Genomic DNA, 18,338 nt, shown 5'->3' with positions numbered 1-18,338 from the left:
TATTGACGTACATGAATAGGGAAGTATCCACTACTATGACTTGGGTTGTTCCGCATCTTCATGAGATTGAAGTGCAGCATCCAGCAGCGCATCAAACAGTTCATCGTCCTGTTCAAGACGCTCGTCCAACTTCGTATATTCGTCCTCGTCACCTGATTGTGACGTAAAATGCAAGCTATAATCCCAGTCACGACCGTTCTTGCTGAAGAAAGAGATCTCATATGGATAATGAAATCCTTCTAACTTGAATATGACGTTGCCTGTAAATTCATTCTCTGCGATCTGCTTCAAAGCAGCTTGCTCGATGTGTAAACTCATGCCTATCCCTCTCTTTTTACATTCTCAAGGTTAACCCCTGCCTCATCATTATTCATCATACCCTAAAATGAGCATTTGCACATTAGCTGTTTTTTATTTTAGGCTGGATAGGTCAAATCAGCAAAAAAGCTCATTCGTTGCAGACCAAAGGGCCTGCTCGAACGAGCTTTTGTACACAATCTCAAGTGCCTACAAGATAATAGCAATCAACCCGCCTGAGCCTTCATTAATAATGCGGCCTAGCGTTTCCTGCAGCTTATAGCGAGCATTGTCCGGCATCATCGCAATCTTGCCCTGAATACCTTCGCGGACGATCGAATGCAAGGAGCGCCCGAATATATCGGATTCCCAAATCTTCGTAGGATCATTCTCAAAGTCCTGCATTAAGTATCTCATCAGTTCTTCGCTCTGTTTCTCTGTACCGATGATAGGTGCAAATTCCGATTCCACATCCACCCGTATCATATGAATAGAAGGTGCTGTTGCCTTCAAGCGCAGTCCGAATCGAGAACCTTGTCGAATCAATTCCGGCTCATCCAGCGCCATCTCAGTTAAGGTTGGCGCAGCGATACCGTAACCTGTCGTCTTCACCATTTCAAGCGCTCCGGCAAAGCGATCATATTCACGCTTGGCGTGTGAGAATTCCTGCATCAGTTGCAGCAAATGGTCTTTGCCGCGAATCTCAACACCAACAACTTCCATCAATATCTGATCATAGAGTTCATCTGGTGCATACAAATCAATCTCTGCAACACCTTGCCCCATATTCATACCGCTGAGACCCGCTCGCGCGATAAACTCATATTCTAAAAACTGCTGTACGACACGATCCACATCTCGCAAGCGACGAATATCCTTAACTGTATCGCGAACAGAGTTTTCGTAACTGGATCGGAGCCAATGTTGATCGTTCAACACCATAACCCAGCTTGGCAAATTTACGTTGACCTCGTGAACCGGGAATTCGTACAATACCTCTCTCAGAACCCCCATCACGTCTTCTTCACCCATCGTAGCAGCACTGACCGCCATTACCGGTATATCATATTTTTCTTGAAGCTCACTGCGGAGCGCCTGCACTTCTTCACTTTTAGGGCGCGTCGAGTTGATGACAAGTACAAATGGCTTACCTACTTCTTTTAGCTCGTTAATGACACGCTCTTCTGATTCAACGTAAGAGCTGCGCGGTATTTCAGCAATTGTACCGTCTGTCGTCACAACAACACCTAGTGTTGAATGCTCTTGAATAACTTTGCGTGTACCGATTTCCGCTGCTTCCTGAAATGGAATCGGATCTTCAAACCATGGTGTATTAATCATACGCGGACCGTTGTCATCTTCGTATCCTTTTGCGCCTTCTACCGCGTAGCCGACACAGTCTACGAGTCTTACATTCACCTCAAGACCTTCTGCTACTTGGATTTGAACAGCGTTGTTCGGAACGAACTTCGGTTCTGTCGTCATTATCGTCTTGCCGGCTGCGCTTTGCGGAAGCTCATCCACGGCGCGGATTCTGTCAGACTCGTTCGTAATGTGAGGCAGAACCACCGTTTCCATAAAGCGTTTAATAAATGTCGACTTCCCCGTGCGGACCGCACCAACGACCCCGAGGTAAATATCCCCGCCGGTACGCTCGGCAATGTCCTTAAAAATGTCCACTTTCTCCAATGATATCCCCTCCTCAAATAATTCCCGACGGACATGAAGACAACATCCGCCTCACGTCCCTCAGAAACGATTGGCACCGTTGCTAGATTAGAGCTGTTGCCGTTGTCGCCAGTGTCGCCGCCGAGTTAGAACGTCGTACATATGCATTGCGACGCAACTCGTACATGCTTTGGACTAATATCATCATATTGAGAAAGCGGACCAAATATGACGACTGGACAAACTTTTTTTACAGATCCGCCAACGCAATTCCCAATCTCGTTTCTTAAATGGCACGTATTCATTGCCTTCCTGCACAGATATATGTGCTTACGACTGTATTTATACATCTTAAATCTGAACATCGTATAAATGCCCACGTATTCTTTAATAAACCAGTAATAGAAAAAACAGCATGAGCGCACCCATGCTGTTTTTTCTATTATTTAATTGGATATAGATTATGATAACTTAAATTTTTGAAGCTCTCCCTGAAGTTGTGTCATGTCTTGCCGCAGTTTATCCGCAGAATCTGTTAGCTGCTGCACGATGGCCATTTGCTGCATCGAATCAGTTTGGACTTCATCGGCATTACGTGCGCTTGTCTCTGCAATCTGTGACAAGTTATCAACGGAAGCAGCTACCTCCTCACTCCCCGCTGATATTTGCTGGGACACCGCTGACACCTCTTGTACCTGCTCATTCACCTCATTCACATGGTTCAAGAGCTGTTGGAAACTTTCACTAGCTATCTTAACCACTTCACTGCCTTTCTCCACTGACTCGGCGCTTACTTCCATCGAACCAGCCAAAGCCTTCATACCCTGGACAAAGGTTTGCAACGTATTCGATATTTGTTCTGTAGACACTCTCGTTTGCTCAGCCAACTTACGAACTTCTGACGCTACAACCCCAAATCCACGTCCATGCTCCCCTGCTCTAGCCGCTTCAATAGAAGCATTCAACGCAAGCAAGTTTGTCTGTTCTGCAATATTAGCAATCAAAGCAACAACTTGTTCCATATCAGTGGTATGCTTGGTCAGTTCTCGGCTTAAAGTAGTCGACTCCGAAACCGATAAGTAGATCTGATCCATCTGGCGCATCGTTTCCTGCGTATACTCATCCCCTGCTTGAGCCGCTGACGACGCACTTTCACTTAACGTTGAAATGTGATAAGTGGATTCTGCGATTCGCTGAATGCCAATCGCAATTTCATTCATTGCAATTGTACTCTCTTCCGCTCCCTTCAACTGGGAAGTTGCCCCAAGGGACACTTGTGCCATTGCCTCTGCAATCCGTTGCGCAGAACGTGACGATTCATCCGCTACATCGACTAATTGTGCAGAAGAGTCCGTCACTTCATCCGTTGTTGCCTTCACATTTGACACTAATCGCTGGATGTCCTTTACCATCGTGTTCACGCTTACCGCCAATAACCCGACCTCATCCCTTTGGGTCACGTCCAACGATACTGTCAGGTCGCCACCAGCAGCAGCTTGAGTCACCTTGACCAATGCTTTAAGAGGTAAAATGACCCTGCGGACCGCAAATAACATAATAGCCACAAATACGATACCGATAACTCCACCGATAGCGATATTTTTCCAAAAAATATAATTAAGCTCCTTATCAATATATTCACTATTAAAATCAACAGCAAATATGGCTTTCACTTTGTCCTTTTCCTTAATGGGAGCTAATATAGTTATCCACGTATCGTCTCCTTCTGTATACCTATCACTAGTGCTTAATGCATTCCCTGCTAACAACACTTTTTCATAGGCACTTGTCAATGCGGGCGGCAATTCATACATTTTCCCAGGCGTGTGGCCTGACGCTTCAAATGTTTGATTGGCATTTAACACTTTAACCTGTACAACCCCATCCTTTTGTTCACCTTTTGGTGAGAGCAGATAGGCGTTATTAATAAAGTCCACACGCAGCATGCTGTTTAAGTTTTCATGAATCCAAGCCATCTCATCTCCTTTGATGTATTGCTTGGCATCCGCCTGATTAAGATGATCTTCTATTTTAACGATACTGTCATCCTCGATCAATATTTGCTGGAGCAGCGATTGATGTACGGACTCAATCTTGCTTGTAAACTGACTTTTGCTATCTTGATAACTCATGATTGTATGTATACTGGTCATAAGTACTACCAAAATTGCAACCATTAAAATGAGCCTTACCATGACACTCATGTTTTTCATGCAGAATATTCTCTCCTATCCAAACTTTATTTTTATTTGTGTATATGACGTTATATTACGCTCTTCTTTATCGACATCAGCAGGCCATTTTTTAATAGCAAAATTCATCATTTTTAAATTTTAATCGGATTCTCATTTTTGAATATTTGTTGAACATGCTCTGTTCCTGACCTATTAATCTTTGCTTGTACATAACACGCTTAAAATCACTACAGGTACAAAAAAAGACGTCCAGCTTCAGCTGAACGTCCCTAACCTCATTATAATGCAATGAAAAAGGCTACACCATGTTACACTATTATTCCAGAACTGGTACGGGGCTGTTGTTGCGCCACACATACTTCGTTGACTTTACTGGAACATACAATCCTTGCTCCGTTAGGATCGTTCGAATGTCCTGCTTATCAGTCAGTTGAGCTTGTTCTCCCGCGCGCTCTGCTGCCTGCATCAGGTCAGCTGCATAATCAGCATACACTTTACCTGATTCATCAATCATAAAAACTAAAGGATCCCCACTGTAAGGACTACTTACATCAACGTGTCGCGCCCCAATATCCGTTAAATTAATACTGTAAAATCCAGGGTACAGCGTTTCGTCTTTTGGTATTTGGCCTGCTCTGCTTTGGTACTTGTCACTCAACCGCTGCAAATCGTTCACTCGCTGTGCAGTATTAAGATCCATGATGCGAATAAGTGGAGTCGTCTCCTCATCAAGAATGAGATAAACACCTGTTCCTCCATTCTCAAAAGCATTGGCAGGTACAGTGCTTAACAGCTGACTAGCTCGTAAAGCTTCAAAATCCACTTTGAACTTCTCATAACGCGGCGTTCCTGCGTCCGCATTCAGAAGTGGCAGCAGGGCTTTCTGCTTCTGGTACTCATCTACCGCATGCTGTACAAGCATAACTCCTTCTTTGGCGGGAGCTTGGTTTGCTTTGCGCATGTCTTTCGGATACAAGCATCCTTGCAGCACTATACTGAACAATACGGTCATAAGTATCACCTTCACACGATGGTGATTCAAACATACTTTCACCACAATTCGTCATCCTCCTGCTGCTGCAATTGTCGCCGAACTGCCGCCTTTAATGGATCCTCTGGAACTGTTACAACGAGGTCACACACACCTGAAGCAGTAATCTTCGCTTGACATGCTAGCCTTAATCCCGTTGACGAATCAATACCAAGCTTTTGCCGCTCCGCTGCGGTAGGGGGCGAAATACCTTCACCTGCAACTTGCACCTTACACATGAGGCAACCCGCTTTGCCCTCGCACCGAGTTCGTATGCTAACACGGGTCGATCTTGCCATATCCAGCAGTGTCACACCCGATTTGGCTTCTATCGTTCTATTATCAGGCATAAACGTAACTCGTCGCATAATACCCCCATTTCCGCATTCATGGTGCAAACATTATTTATGATACAACGCTCTGCAATTGCTCACGAATTCCATCAGCGTGGGTACATGCACCGTTAACTTGCTGCCAATCGCCTGTCTAGGCTTACACTGCCCCAACACCGCATTCATCGCATCCACATGCCGCTCCGGATCACGGTTTATGGTTTCGGCAATTTTCTCCACACGATCAAGTCTACCGCGCAGCATATTAAATACAAGCTCATGCGATAAAGGTGTTAAATCCAGCATGAGCTTGTCTGTATGCTCCCGAATACGATGGTTCCATAACCCCTCGTTAATTACGGTCTGATACGTACACCAATCTGTACGTACGCTGAACTCCCCCACAAGTTCAACCGCGTTATGGTCGCACGAATAATGACTAAGTAAAGATCGATAAATAGGTGATTCGTCCCATTCAGGCGTATCGATTGAAGCCCCTTGCCATATCTTGTGAAGTTGTTCCGCTTGCTGTGAATCCGCATATATGTCAATGTCACGCGGTGGCTGTTCCAATTCTACGCCCTGCAGAAGCAAGCTGCAGCTTCCGCCGAGCAGCCATCTTATGTCGTTTACTTCTTGTGCCTTCAACCATAATAAAGCACCTGCGATCGAAGGCGGCAGCTTAATCTCATTCATTATGCAAGACTCCTAACACGTCCAATATTAAGTATATGAATGCTCTAAGTTGTCATTAAATTGCTTCTAAAAATAGGACTTATTATACGCTCGGATGTTACCTTCTACTTCAACCACAGCTTGACAGCCTAAACGATATCCCTGTTCAAACTCAGCTTCATCCATACGGTCCCATTCAGCATCCGTGACATCATTCAGCAGCTCGGCCCCCTCTTCCACCAAGCATCTGCATCGTGCACAGGTTCCGCGAGAACAGTTAAAACTCCAATCAAGCTTTAGTTCCATGGCTGCCTGCAGCAATGTTATGCCTGTCCGAGCCGGCATACTTGCTTCCAATGTACGTCCCTTTAGTTGCAGCGTTGCCATCCTGTCACTCCTTAGACAATTGAAATAAAGCCGTATAACATACCTGCCAGCAATAAGATAAATGCGACAAAAGTGAGAATGCCTTTGACCCAGCCTTTAGTCTTGTAACGTGCAAACATGACAATAATAGCGGATAACGCCATTAAGCCGAGTCCGATAAAAGATACCCACATCTTTGTCATACTGTCCATGTGCATGTCTCCCATTCTTCCAATATCATCCCATTATACCATTCAGGTGCATGAAACAAAAGACGACAAGACACGCATTTTATGCATGTCTTGTCGTCTTAGTCATTTCTTAGAAACAGCAGCTGGCTACTTCTTCATCATCAGTTTCATTAGAGCTTCCATGCTATTTGCATTCATACCGCTCTTCCTCACCATAGCTACAATATCGTTAACGGTTGATTCTGACACAGGCAGATTAGCCATTTTGGCTACCTGCTTGATCAATTGGCGGAGCTGGGCTTCGCTCTCTACTGTTGACGGCTTAACCGTGCTAGCCACCTTTTTAATCTGGCTCTCCGTGATGTTCTTGCCCGCCTTTTTGTTAATGGCATTCAACGCATCTTTCGGAATTTTGTTGTTCGTCATGTCGTTCCTCCCTAGGGTCTGTACTTCCGTATAGTGTATGAACGGAATCGTACAGAGGTGAGGCGCATGTTACGTCCAGTTTGATTTAGCTACATCTTCGATCTCATTTTTTCGAACACGACCCATTAAGCTCTCAACGGCTGTCTTCGGGTCAAGCCCTTCAAATAGGACATGATGCAGCTGTTCCGTGATTGGCAATTGCACATTATATTGATCGGAAAGCTTGAAAGCCGCTTTGGTTGTACGGATGCCTTCTACCACCATTCCCATACGATCCAGCACTTCGGGGATTGGCATTCCTTGGCCAATCATTGAACCTGCGCGCCAGTTGCGGCTATGTGTACTCGTACACGTGACGACCAAGTCGCCAACACCAGCCAAACCAGCAAATGTGACTGTATTGGCACCCATCTCCACACCAAGACGCGCAATCTCCGCTAGCCCACGGGTAAGCAAGGCTGCCTTAGCATTATCACCAAAGCCAAGCCCATCCGATAATCCGGCTCCGAGCGCAATAATATTTTTGAGTGCACCTGCAAGTTCGACCCCAAGCACATCTGTATTGGTATATACACGGAAGTAGGATTCATTCATAAATAAATCCTGAGCACGCTCTGCAGTCTGGATAGAGGTAGAAGCAATCACAACTGTAGTTGGACATTGGCGAACCACTTCTTCAGCATGGCTTGGACCAGATAACACAGCAATGCGATCTTCACCACATAGCAGTTCTTCTTCAATGACTTGCGACATGCGTTCCAACGTCTCCGTCTCAAAACCTTTGGTTGCATGGATCGCAATCATATCATCAGTCCAGAACGGCTTCATCTGAGCCGCTACCTGCCGCATAGCAGCAGAAGGCGCAACAATGACACAGGCTGCTGCCCCCTTCATTGCCTCTTCCATTGAAGTTGTCGCACGTATTCCCTCATGCAAGCAAACTTCAGGCAAGTATTTCTCGTTTGAATGCCGCTCATTAATTTCCAATGCTTGTGCTTCATTACGAGTCCAGACCACTACCTCGTTTCCGTTATCCGCAAGTACTTGACTTAATGCCGTTCCCCAGCTGCCTGCTACAAATACTGCTACTTTAACGGACACGTGGCAATCCTCCCTTACTCGAACCTAATCGATTCTCCGTTCCCTTCACCAGCTTTATGATGTTGGTACGATGACGGTAGAATGCAAATGCACACAATAGTAAGCTTCCAATAAAAATACTGGTATCCATTCTGAACAGTAAAATAAACACAGGTGTGAGACCTGTGAAAATTAACGATCCAAGGGATACATAGCGCTTCCAGATGATCATCGCAATGGCTATCATTCCAGCGATCAGCGCAGGAACAAAAGCCAACATAGCTAGGACGCCAATCGTCGTAGCTATCCCTTTTCCCCCACGGAAGCGGAAAAATACGGGCCAATTGTGCCCTATGATAGCTGCAATCCCGCAAGCCACGGCTACCCAACTGGCATCGGACACCAAATGTCCGATTAACACTGCTGTAATCCCCTTAAGCGCGTCAAGCAGCAATACGCCGATGGCCGGCCCCTTGCCAAGAATACGCAGCGTGTTGGTCGCGCCTGCATTACCGCTTCCATGATGTCGTATATCAATGCCGCGCAGCCATTTCGCTATTAAGACACTAAAGCTTATAGATCCGAGCAAATAACTACCTAGAATTGCGATAATCGCCACTTCCGCTCGCTCCTAACTCTCGTCTGATTTCCGTCGCGTGAACAAACGTATCGGTGTACCTTCAAAGTCAAACGAAGCACGAATTCGATTCTCCATATACCGCTCATAAGAGAAATGCATTAGCTCAGGGTCGTTAACAAAGACAACAATTGTAGGAGGCTTGACCGTAACCTGCGTTACATAGTTAATACGCAGACGCTTGCCCTTATCCGTAGGAGGTGGATTATATGCCACCGCATCGGAGATTACGTCATTCAGCAAATGCGTAGGAATACGTTTCGCATGCTGTTGCGCCACATGTTGAATAACCGGCAGCAGCTTTTGCAAACGCTGCTTCGTCTTAGCAGACAGGAACACGACTGGCGCATATGGCATAAACAAGAAATGATCGCGGATTGTTTGCTCAAACTGATGCATCGTCTTATCATCCTTCTCGACGACATCCCACTTATTCACCACAAACAGTGCCGCTTTTCCTGCTTCATGCGCATATCCAGCAATATGCTTGTCCTGCTCGATGATGCCCTCTTCACCGTTAATTACGACCAGTACAACGTCAGCGCGTTCAATAGCCTTTAAAGCACGCATTACACTGTACTTCTCTGTAGTCTCATACACTTTACCGCGCTTACGCATACCTGCAGTATCGATAATGACGTACTTCTGGCCATCCTTTTCAAACGGAGTGTCAATCGCATCACGTGTCGTGCCTGCAATGTCACTTACAATTACACGATCCTCACCAAGTATGGCGTTAACGAGCGACGACTTCCCAACGTTTGGCCGGCCGATAAGCGCAACCTTAATAACGTCATCCTCATACATATCTTCCGTTGGTTCAGGAAGATTCTTAACCATCTCATCGAGCAGGTCGCCGATACCTGTACCATGAGAACCTGAGATCGGAATGGGATCACCAAAGCCCAAACCATAAAACTCATAAATGTCATCCATACGATTCAAATTGTCCACTTTATTGACAGCAACGATTACTGGCTTTCCAGAACGGAACAAAATCTGAGCAACTTCTTCGTCCGATTGGGTCATACCAGCTTTCGCATCGCACATAAACACGATAACATCCGCTTCTTCTATGGCCAGTTCAGCTTGAGCACGAATCGAGCGCAGGATCTCATCCTCGCCATCAATCTCAATTCCGCCCGTATCAATAATGCTGAACGGCTTCCCGTTCCATTCGCCCGAACCGTAAATACGATCTCGTGTTACGCCAGGCTTATCTTCCACAATTGCCAATCGGTCACCGATGACGCGGTTAAAAATGGTGGACTTCCCGACGTTCGGTCGCCCGACTATGGCAACAACGGGTTTTGCCATGCAGTTCACTCCTCATCTACTCAAACATATACACGTAGAACATCATATCAAAAAAAAGGCGGCTTGGCTAACTATTCTCTCCGTTGAACATATACAAAACGATGCAAAACCTCCAATAACAATACACACATCCGTGATACGACAAATGCAATCCACCATTCGTCAAAGGTAGACAAAGCTCCTAAAACAATCTGTACAGCACCGATCGCTTTCACGGCTACCAAATACTCACCGATTGCAAGGCTGAGGGTAATCACGGCCCATTGTCGGATAACGGAAGCCCCAGTAAATCCTGCAGCACAGCCTAGAAATAAGCTGATTGTCCAATCCGGGAACTTCAACAGCAACCCATATCCAGACATTAGATTCAGCTTTATCATCAGAAGTAATGCCGATAATATTCCAATATGTCCGGCCAGCAGCAGGATATGCGACATTTCTTTGCTCCGAATAATGATATGCAGCACACATCCAATGCCCGTCAAGATCCAGAGAAGCCAAGCAAGATCAACTGTAACCATTCCAAACGTTAATGTCCTGCCTGCTGTCAGCATCCACAATAGAATAAATCCCAGTACAGCAAAGTTAGAAACGGTTGGAAAAAGAAGTTCTTTCCATCCTGTGAACATTAGAATTAATAAGCAGATGACAATTATCGTTGATAAGATGCCCGGCAGTATAGTCACCATAATTCCCCCATTCCAAGTTAGTATTTGAAATGAAGGCAAAAATAATCGGCGGACTCACAAGGAGTCCGCCGATGATAAAACTTATTTTAATTTGTTAAGCTTGTCGCCGAAACGTTCAGCAAGTGTAAAGCTCATGCTTTGGTTGCTCAACGATACATTCGGGTTGTTCAGCTCTTCTTTGAATTTCTTTTCCGAGCGCTTGTCGGATTTCGGAGAAGGAGTTGGAGCCTCAGGAGCTTCCTCAGTCTCTTTAATACTCAAGCTGACGCGCTTTTCAGCAGGACTGAAGTCAAGTACCTTCACTTGAACTTCTTGGCCTTCTTTGAGCACTTCGAATGGAGTGGCAATGTGGCGATGTGAGATCTGAGAAATATGAACAAGACCCTCTACACCAGCTGCTACTTCTACAAACGCACCAAAGTTAACAAGACGTTTGACCGTACCTGTAATAATATCGCCGATTTTAATCTTCTCAGCCGATTGATCCCAAGGACCCGGTTGAGTAGCTTTTAAGCTTAAGCTGATCTTACCGTTAGCAGGATCAACTTTGAGCACTTTTACTTTAACTTGCTGGCCTTCTTGAACTATATCTGCAGGCTTCTCGACATGTTGCCAAGCCAGTTCGGAGACATGGACAAGTCCGTCTACGCCGCCTACATCTACGAAAGCACCAAATTGTGTCAAGCGTTGAACAGTACCTTCCAACTCCTGCCCTTCTTTAAGACCTTCCATAACACGCTGCTTGTTGCTTTCAAACTCGGCATCCAGCACGTCTTTCTGGGAAAGAATCAACTTGTTGTTCTCACGGTCGATTTCTTTTACTTTGACACGAAGTGTGCGGCCTTTATAATCGCTAAAGTCTTCTACAAAATGGCGTTCAACCATAGAAGCAGGGATAAATGCACGTACGCCTACATCAGCCACGATGCCGCCTTTAACAACTTCGGCAACTGTAACTTCGAACGCATCTTGGTCTTCAAAATGCTTCTGCATTGTTTCCCAAGCCGAACCACTGTCTACTTGACGTTTGGACAGAACCAAGCGCTCTTTATTATCGTCTACGCTTACAACTTTAGCTTCGACTTCTTGACCGATCTGTACGACTTCAGAAGCTTTGTCTACAGATACAGATGACAATTCGCGAACAGGAATAATACCGTCGTATTTATATCCAATGCTTACATAAGCTTGATCATCGTCAATTTTGACAATCGTGCCTTTGACAGTATCTCCTTTTTTAAGAGCAACGAAATTTTCTAATGCTTCTTGGTTTGTCGTTTCAGCTGTCTCGTTAACTTTTGTTTCTTCGGACATGTGATAACCTCCTCGATTAAAACCCCATTTATAGAAACCTGCGTAGTGCAGTGTCCATAACGCATATTGAAGGAACAACCTACAAATAATACCTGTAGTATCTTACCAACGATTAAAAATCATGCACGACCTTGCTGCTCTTCACGCACAATCGCGTTAATCGTATCCATGATACGCTCAGTCGCTTGCTCAAGCATATTACTTTCTTTACGCTCTAGCAAGTCGCTCATATCAATAGGTGGTCCATAAACAACTTTTGTCTTACGGAATAAACCATACTTACCACACACTGCAACAGGAACAACAGCTGCACCACTCTTAAGTGCAATCATAGCAGCACCTTTCTTGGCGGCAACAGCCCCCTCCATATTACGGGTGCCTTCAGGAAATATCCCCATAATCTCGCCATCCTGAAGCAGCTTAAAAGCTGTTCTTATCGTTTCCTTGCCAACGCCACCACGCTTGACAGGAAATGCGCCTAACGCATCAATCGCCGGTCCAAGCAAGGGAATCTTAAACAATTCCTCCTTGGCCATAAAACGTACGCGCCGGTTAAGCATTATACCAATTGCTGGCGGGTCCAGCAGACTAATATGATTGGAGCAAAGCACTACACCGCCTGTGTTGGGCACATATTCGATGTTCTTCGCTTCAAAGCGAAACAATAATCGATAAATTCCTCGCAGAAGCGCACTGCAAAACGTATAAAACATAAAGTTATTGCTCACCATCCATCCGTAATCGGGCTTGTTCCACCATTTGTTGTACGATCTGATCAACGTTTAAATGTGTGGTATCCAACAAGTTCGCATCAGCAGCTTGCTTTAACGGTGAAATAGCTCGCGTCTCATCTTGCTTGTCGCGCGCTGCAATGTCATGCATCAGTTGTTCCAGCGTAACAGTCTCCTTGCCCTGCCATTCGGCATGTCGGCGTCGGGCTCGCTCCTCCACCGAAGCAGTCAAGAACCACTTCATCTCGGCTTGCGGAAGCACTGATGTGCCAATATCTCTTCCGTCCATGACGATTCCCTTCTTAGCTGCCAATAGTCGTTGTATACGCACCAGTTCGGAACGAATACCTTCTAGCTGGGCAAATGACGAGGCTAACTGACTGACTTCTGGTGTACGAATCAGATCCGTCACATCTTCATGATTCAAAAATACACGCTGACCATCTATGCCGGGCTGAAGCTCGATCACAACGTTGTTCATCTCGAGTTGCGCACGATCCGCTTCTTCCGGCTTGATACCTAATCTACGCATATGTAAAGCGACTGCGCGGTACATGGCGCCCGTATCAATATAAATATATCCTAACTGACGCGCAACATGTCTCGCAACCGTGCTCTTGCCCGCTCCAGCAGGCCCGTCGATCGCAATGTTGATTCGATTCTGATGCTGTTCTTGCAAATCTTTCAACGGGTCTGTCTCCTCTCTTCTGTACTCCGAATGGAATGATATGATCCATTCAAGAAAAAAGCAGGCGATGCCTGCGGACGTGAAAATTATACCACACCTGAAAAAGGTATGCAAAATTCACAATCACCATTCCGGTGCAATTTCAAGCACATCCCATTTGATCATGAAGTGCTATTCTAATCTCACTCTAATGCCTTCCAGTTCTTCGACCGGGCATATCAATTGCCTTACTGTCGGAACCTGCAGCAGCAGTTGCAGCAGCAACAGTAAGATACCGCAAACAGCAAACGCTCGGACCAACAGCCGACAACCTTTGTCCCATCGACTCAATAGACGACTTCTAAATTCGTCATTATCAGGGCTTTCAGATTCACTATTACTTGTAATTGATTTTAAATGAGACACGACTTACCACCTCACGCCAATAATTGGTATGAGTAGTGTGGCTGTTGCCCTCGTCTTCTATGTATGGTGATCGTCAGCATTGCTCGAGTTATTGCTTACGCATTTCCAATTGACGCTCAAAACAATAACGGATGATTTTCTGTCGTTCTACATCTGTGATGCGGTCAAATTGCATCATAATCAAACAATGCTTGTCCCCACGGGGCTCAATCCGGACTGTACTGGCTGTGAATGAAATATGATCTACATCTCCAGCCTTTGGCGGAATTACAAGCCAGCAATCGAGTAGTTGCCCCTCTTCTAGTCCCCATTGCAGCTCCGCAATAAAAGACACGCCACCGCCGCTTATATCTTCGGTTCGTGCTACTTTTTGTACGCCTTCTGCCGTGCGCACAGCCATTTCAAGTGCTGCTTGCACACGCAGATAGGAACGGCGCTGCGTCCGTGTGATTTGATCCGGCTGCGGCTTCACTAAAGCCAACATGCGAATGCTCTCATGGCGGTTCCCGACCATCTTTGTTATAAAGTTACAACGGACACCATCAAGCTGCACATAAGTAACGTCCAATTGTTCGCCTAATGAGAATCGCGCAAATTGGCCTGTTCCTTCTTGCAGTGGTATTTCGATCCATATACTGTAATCATCGATTTCCGTGACGCGCGCCCTATATTCTTGTTCATCTGTTCCTGCCGAACTCGGCAAGATATATACCGTATCATTTACTCGTAATGACATTCAGGATTCCCCTCCCTTGTCGATTATAGCATCTCGCAAGCCCTGTAAACAGATTTAGTCGACAATTAATTCATCTCAAATGCATGCATTCCACAAGCACACAACTAAAATAGCCGCTTCAAAAGCAACAAGTCGCGCTTTCAAAACGGCTATTTCACTACTATGATGACACGGATTCTACGGACTCTTCCATGCCTGTATCTGCATTAACATAAATTCGATAACCCTGCTTATCATATGTGCCGCCAAATTCGTAACACAATACTTCCTTAGAGGCGTCGTTCTTGATAACAGCAAGCCGTGTATAAGCCACCTTCATATCTGAGTTGACATGTTCCTTTGCTTGCTGGACCGTCAGCTTTGGCTTCAGACTGACCGATTTTACAACTGCCATCGAGTAAATGTAATCACTAGCCTGCACACCTGTAATATCACCATTGTCTAACGCTACACGCACCTGAATCTGCTGCGGGTACATATACACATTGTTTTTAACTGGTACAAACGTAAAGCTCTCTACGTTGTTATGGTCCTGATAGCGCACAGCCTTCATAGTAGGATAACCATACTTAGTTAAAAATGCACTTGCCTTTTTCTCAGCATCATCACCAGATAGTCGTGTGCTCTTAATGGTCCGTGTATCCAAATAGGACATCATCATTCCTTGCTTAGTGAAGTCGATTGTAATATCACCATCACCCTTGGCATGATTGGCACTAACCGTATACGTCTCATGATCAGCTGAATTCCCATTTTTCTTTATATTGACTGCCTTGACTTGATGGGGTTTCATAAATTGACGCCCCTTCTCCTTTAACTGTTCAGGCGTAGCGGGCGGGCCTTGCAGCATTCTAACGGATCTTTTGGAATAAATACTTGAAACGGAAGGACCCCAATTAATTTCAGGGTATTCATTCACTTTATTATCTACGGTCTTAAAACCATCCGCGATCGTATTATCTGCAGACTCCTTCTCCGTTGCTAAAGCTGATTCCACATCCATCCAGCGAAGTCGGTTTTGAATCACTTTGTCTTGGACATGAAACAAATCTTTTGAAATCTGCTTGGAGCTGGCATATAACGTCTTTAACGTTTTCATTTCATCTGGACTAAGGGGTTCTTTTGTCATATCACGAACTGCTGTCTTGTACGCGAAGTTCGAGATTCGCGACAGAAAATCTTCTGTTTGGTTAAATGGAAGCAGTGTCAGCGGAAGCTGGTTAATTTCATTTTGTGCTTCACTTGTTAGTCGCCACACATTCACAAGTCCTTTGCGATGCATGCCCTGCGAGGAAGAATGGACAGCTAGTGTCTGTCCTAGTTCGTTATGCAGCTTGTCCATATGATAAGTCAGATCGTGGAAAGCGCGTTGGTATTGGTTCTCAGCTTTTAACAAAATGGAGTTTTTTTCTTGATGCTCCTGATACCCCCATACGATAGAGCCGATACATAAAAGCGTGACAATTGGAAACATCACGGCACTTAGTCGTTTGTACATCGACAAGCGTCTCCTTTCACAGCAGCAATTGTTAAACATTAATGCTATTGTGCTGGAAAAAGTAAGACTTTATGCATACATGATGGAATCCAATAATCACGCTTATACTGGTAACTCTTCAATAATAAAATCATCTCGATTGTCACAAAGACATTGTTTGAAACCTGTCTCAATCCGCCCTTTTTCCCGCTTGCCACGAAGTACGAACTTTTCCCCGCAATGTTTGCATCGAATTGTAATTTTGATACGCATCTGTGTACCCCTCTCTTGAAGCCGACATTCCCGCTCCAACAAATATACACAGCATTATTTCCCAATTCGTCAAGATTTAATCTCTCTCGAATCATCGTCATGATTCAACATCCGAAACGGGGAACGTAAATTCGCTCTACGAACTTTAGCCATACCGTAGTACCATAAAAAGACCATAAGTGGTATGACAAGCCATATCCAATAACGGGTAAACGTCTGCATAATGATATCGTAAACTCCGTGCCAAAATATAGGGATAGCCAGTGAAAACCATAAATACTTTTTCGTCTTTTTCCCAGAAGAAAACTTGGCTTTCCCTAAATAATAACCCATCACTACGCCAAACAATGCATGTCCTGAAACAGGAAGGAGCGCACGAATAAGCAGGTAACTAAAAGAACTATGGTTGACCCATGCGTACATTACATTCTCGATTGTCGCAAATCCAAGTGAGATCGCAACTGCATATAAAATACCGTCATAGTGCTCGTCAAACTCCACATGATTGTAAATCATGTGGTAGAGTACAAACCATTTCATAAATTCCTCGACACCTGACGAGATGAAGAATGATGAAATAAATGGATTGCTGCCTAAACCGAGCACGAGTCCATGCTGTATGACCATAATTGGAAATACAATTAGGAAACCAAGTAAAAAGACACGTATAACCATCGAGATAGGCTCAGCAGCATAACGATCCTTTAAATAAAAATAAATAAGCAATGCGATTCCAGGCGCGATCGCAGCCGTCAAAATTGCCGCAACCGGAGTCGAGTATTCCGTAGACTGGCCTACGGCATCCGCATGAACCGTCGTCAGCATGCTCAAGAACGACATATTCATTTGTATATACTCCCCCTTGAAAGATCTCTTGCTTATATCAATTCGCGCCCCTGATGCTGGGCTTTATGTGTAGATCAGTGTGTCCGATTAACTAAACCATGCATATAGTAAAAATATGATTGTCTTTACACATAAAAAGGGAGCGTCGACCCCTTGATCGAACACTCCCTCCCTCCAACGCCGTACTATTCGCTGCGCGGTTTGAAATGTTGACACGTCACGGCAATTGCATCATCAGGGATGATCACCTTACCGTACTCCTCAAGCACAGCAGTCGTAACTGACGTTGCTTCACCGAATTCCGCTAATATCGCTATGAACGCCTGTAGTCGGTTAGATGACTCCAGAGCCGCCGACTCAGCATAATATATCCACTGACCATTATATTGGTATAGCGCGCCGGAAACGGTGAATTGACCGTTCACCGCATGAGCTGCTTCAATGAAATGCTCAAAATCACGGAAAGAAAATACAATGGAATCACTTTCCTCAAGTGTTACTTCCATCTCATATACATCATCCATCTCTTCCTCATCCATACCGGAAGCGCGTGAGCCTTCCCAGCGTGTACGAGTGACGATGACTACCATTCCTTGAGCAGGCATTGCAAATACTTCAACGGCTAACGGTCCAGTCGCGTCAAATCCGAGTTCTGTGTAAGCCTGATCCATCATTTCCGCGAACAAATCCTGTAGCTTAGACATTTCCCGCCACAAGTCTTCACGTTGGATCCCGCGCTCTGATAAGTCGTCGAACGTAAGGAAAATACGGATTTTATCTTGACTTAAACGTTCGATTTTCATGACAGGACCCTCCTTTGCAACTCCGGTTATAACAGATTATGATGCAACATATAATATGTGCTGAAAATGGTTCTATGTAATTCATGTTATCATTTTTTTAATTGTTTTGCACCTACTAAAATAGAATTGACTATTCCATTGAAAAAGCCGTTGATAGGTATC

At 45.0% G+C, this 18,338-nt stretch carries 21 protein-coding genes; all 21 read right to left on the bottom strand.

Features of this window, described 5'->3' with window-relative positions; genetic code table 11:
• Positions 1 to 33: 33 nt before the first annotated feature.
• The 21 genes from QP775_RS01280 to QP775_RS01180 all read right to left on the bottom strand — a co-directional run bounded on the left by QP775_RS01280 (position 34) and on the right by QP775_RS01180 (position 18,176).
• Positions 34 to 318, bottom strand: coding sequence for a hypothetical protein (locus tag QP775_RS01280; protein WP_028544244.1), 285 nt, complete (start codon positions 316 to 318; stop codon positions 34 to 36).
• A 189-nt stretch (positions 319 to 507) separates the two neighbouring features.
• A complete protein-coding gene (spoIVA, locus tag QP775_RS01275) occupies positions 508 to 1,986 on the bottom strand; it encodes a stage IV sporulation protein A (protein ID WP_239327218.1) in 1,479 nt (492 codons plus the stop codon).
• 440 nt (positions 1,987 to 2,426) lie between these two features.
• Positions 2,427 to 4,178 (bottom strand): methyl-accepting chemotaxis protein, encoded by a 1,752-nt coding sequence (locus QP775_RS01270; RefSeq protein WP_285102970.1) that lies wholly within the window; start codon positions 4,176 to 4,178, stop codon positions 2,427 to 2,429.
• 298 nt (positions 4,179 to 4,476) lie between these two features.
• Positions 4,477 to 5,217, bottom strand: coding sequence for a hypothetical protein (locus QP775_RS01265; RefSeq protein ID WP_285102968.1), 741 nt, complete (start codon positions 5,215 to 5,217; stop codon positions 4,477 to 4,479).
• On the bottom strand, positions 5,211 to 5,558 hold the full coding sequence (locus tag QP775_RS01260) for a 2Fe-2S iron-sulfur cluster-binding protein (RefSeq protein ID WP_285102966.1): 348 nt from the start codon (positions 5,556 to 5,558) through the stop codon (positions 5,211 to 5,213). Before QP775_RS01260 ends, QP775_RS01265 begins: the two co-directional genes overlap by 7 nt.
• A 33-nt stretch (positions 5,559 to 5,591) precedes the next feature.
• Positions 5,592 to 6,218: a hypothetical protein gene (locus QP775_RS01255; RefSeq protein WP_239327214.1), complete on the bottom strand. Its 627-nt coding sequence runs from the start codon at positions 6,216 to 6,218 to the stop codon at positions 5,592 to 5,594.
• Positions 6,219 to 6,284: 66 nt separating this feature from the next.
• Positions 6,285 to 6,584: a 2Fe-2S iron-sulfur cluster-binding protein gene (locus QP775_RS01250; RefSeq protein ID WP_239327213.1), complete on the bottom strand. Its 300-nt coding sequence runs from the start codon at positions 6,582 to 6,584 to the stop codon at positions 6,285 to 6,287.
• Between the two features lie 11 nt (positions 6,585 to 6,595).
• Positions 6,596 to 6,775, bottom strand: coding sequence for a DUF2768 family protein (locus QP775_RS01245; RefSeq protein WP_239327212.1), 180 nt, complete (start codon positions 6,773 to 6,775; stop codon positions 6,596 to 6,598).
• Positions 6,776 to 6,901: 126 nt separating this feature from the next.
• Positions 6,902 to 7,180, bottom strand: coding sequence for a stage VI sporulation protein F (locus tag QP775_RS01240; protein ID WP_239327211.1), 279 nt, complete (start codon positions 7,178 to 7,180; stop codon positions 6,902 to 6,904).
• 69 nt (positions 7,181 to 7,249) lie between these two features.
• Positions 7,250 to 8,281, bottom strand: a complete 1,032-nt coding sequence (locus QP775_RS01235) for an NAD(P)H-dependent glycerol-3-phosphate dehydrogenase (RefSeq protein ID WP_239327210.1) — start codon at positions 8,279 to 8,281, stop codon at positions 7,250 to 7,252.
• Positions 8,271 to 8,879: a glycerol-3-phosphate 1-O-acyltransferase PlsY gene (gene plsY / locus QP775_RS01230; protein ID WP_285102958.1), complete on the bottom strand. Its 609-nt coding sequence runs from the start codon at positions 8,877 to 8,879 to the stop codon at positions 8,271 to 8,273. The genes QP775_RS01235 and plsY overlap by 11 nt, the downstream gene beginning before the upstream one ends.
• Positions 8,880 to 8,891: 12 nt before the next feature.
• Positions 8,892 to 10,214, bottom strand: coding sequence for a ribosome biogenesis GTPase Der (gene der, locus QP775_RS01225; RefSeq protein ID WP_239327208.1), 1,323 nt, complete (start codon positions 10,212 to 10,214; stop codon positions 8,892 to 8,894).
• 71 nt (positions 10,215 to 10,285) lie between these two features.
• On the bottom strand, positions 10,286 to 10,900 hold the full coding sequence (locus tag QP775_RS01220) for a hypothetical protein (RefSeq protein ID WP_285102955.1): 615 nt from the start codon (positions 10,898 to 10,900) through the stop codon (positions 10,286 to 10,288).
• 84 nt (positions 10,901 to 10,984) lie between these two features.
• A complete protein-coding gene (gene rpsA, locus QP775_RS01215) occupies positions 10,985 to 12,217 on the bottom strand; it encodes a 30S ribosomal protein S1 (protein WP_285102953.1) in 1,233 nt (410 codons plus the stop codon).
• Positions 12,218 to 12,336: 119 nt separating this feature from the next.
• Positions 12,337 to 12,930, bottom strand: coding sequence for a lysophospholipid acyltransferase family protein (locus tag QP775_RS01210; protein WP_285105655.1), 594 nt, complete (start codon positions 12,928 to 12,930; stop codon positions 12,337 to 12,339).
• A gap of 4 nt (positions 12,931 to 12,934) precedes the next feature.
• A complete protein-coding gene (cmk, locus tag QP775_RS01205) occupies positions 12,935 to 13,636 on the bottom strand; it encodes a (d)CMP kinase (RefSeq protein ID WP_239327205.1) in 702 nt (233 codons plus the stop codon).
• Between the two features lie 493 nt (positions 13,637 to 14,129).
• Positions 14,130 to 14,777: a flagellar brake protein gene (locus QP775_RS01200; RefSeq protein ID WP_239327204.1), complete on the bottom strand. Its 648-nt coding sequence runs from the start codon at positions 14,775 to 14,777 to the stop codon at positions 14,130 to 14,132.
• 160 nt (positions 14,778 to 14,937) lie between these two features.
• Entirely contained in the window at positions 14,938 to 16,275 is a 1,338-nt protein-coding gene (ypeB, locus tag QP775_RS01195) for a germination protein YpeB (protein ID WP_285102950.1), read from the bottom strand.
• 102 nt (positions 16,276 to 16,377) lie between these two features.
• Positions 16,378 to 16,527 (bottom strand): hypothetical protein, encoded by a 150-nt coding sequence (locus QP775_RS01190; protein ID WP_169450857.1) that lies wholly within the window; start codon positions 16,525 to 16,527, stop codon positions 16,378 to 16,380.
• Positions 16,528 to 16,596: 69 nt separating this feature from the next.
• Positions 16,597 to 17,367 (bottom strand): glutamic-type intramembrane protease PrsW, encoded by a 771-nt coding sequence (prsW, locus tag QP775_RS01185; RefSeq protein WP_481857240.1) that lies wholly within the window; start codon positions 17,365 to 17,367, stop codon positions 16,597 to 16,599.
• 191 nt (positions 17,368 to 17,558) lie between these two features.
• Positions 17,559 to 18,176: a genetic competence negative regulator gene (locus QP775_RS01180; protein ID WP_239327202.1), complete on the bottom strand. Its 618-nt coding sequence runs from the start codon at positions 18,174 to 18,176 to the stop codon at positions 17,559 to 17,561.
• Positions 18,177 to 18,338: the final 162 nt, after the last annotated feature.

It is taken from the genome of Paenibacillus sp. UMB4589-SE434 (assembly GCF_030226685.1).
Lineage (GTDB): Bacteria > Bacillota > Bacilli > Paenibacillales > Paenibacillaceae > Paenibacillus_B.
This window is presented reverse-complemented; position numbering and strand designations above follow the sequence as displayed.

Bases quoted from the DNA above. Each gene is read 5' to 3' on its own strand.
- der (WP_239327208.1), bottom strand. From the start codon at position 10,214: ATGGCAAAACCCGTTGTTGCCATAGTCGGGCGACCGAACGTCGGGAAG.
- QP775_RS01190 (WP_169450857.1), bottom strand. From the start codon at position 16,527: ATGCGTATCAAAATTACAATTCGATGCAAACATTGCGGGGAAAAGTTC.
- QP775_RS01255 (WP_239327214.1), bottom strand. From the start codon at position 6,218: ATGAATGAGATTAAGCTGCCGCCTTCGATCGCAGGTGCTTTATTATGG.
- rpsA (WP_285102953.1), bottom strand. From the start codon at position 12,217: ATGTCCGAAGAAACAAAAGTTAACGAGACAGCTGAAACGACAAACCAA.
- QP775_RS01210 (WP_285105655.1), bottom strand. From the start codon at position 12,930: ATGTTTTATACGTTTTGCAGTGCGCTTCTGCGAGGAATTTATCGATTA.
- QP775_RS01240 (WP_239327211.1), bottom strand. From the start codon at position 7,180: ATGACGAACAACAAAATTCCGAAAGATGCGTTGAATGCCATTAACAAA.
- QP775_RS01180 (WP_239327202.1), bottom strand. From the start codon at position 18,176: ATGAAAATCGAACGTTTAAGTCAAGATAAAATCCGTATTTTCCTTACG.
- ypeB (WP_285102950.1), bottom strand. From the start codon at position 16,275: ATGTACAAACGACTAAGTGCCGTGATGTTTCCAATTGTCACGCTTTTA.
- prsW (WP_481857240.1), bottom strand. From the start codon at position 17,367: ATGTCGTTCTTGAGCATGCTGACGACGGTTCATGCGGATGCCGTAGGC.
- QP775_RS01260 (WP_285102966.1), bottom strand. From the start codon at position 5,558: ATGCGACGAGTTACGTTTATGCCTGATAATAGAACGATAGAAGCCAAA.
- QP775_RS01280 (WP_028544244.1), bottom strand. From the start codon at position 318: ATGAGTTTACACATCGAGCAAGCTGCTTTGAAGCAGATCGCAGAGAAT.
- QP775_RS01200 (WP_239327204.1), bottom strand. From the start codon at position 14,777: ATGTCATTACGAGTAAATGATACGGTATATATCTTGCCGAGTTCGGCA.
- QP775_RS01245 (WP_239327212.1), bottom strand. From the start codon at position 6,775: ATGGACAGTATGACAAAGATGTGGGTATCTTTTATCGGACTCGGCTTA.
- QP775_RS01270 (WP_285102970.1), bottom strand. From the start codon at position 4,178: ATGAAAAACATGAGTGTCATGGTAAGGCTCATTTTAATGGTTGCAATT.
- QP775_RS01250 (WP_239327213.1), bottom strand. From the start codon at position 6,584: ATGGCAACGCTGCAACTAAAGGGACGTACATTGGAAGCAAGTATGCCG.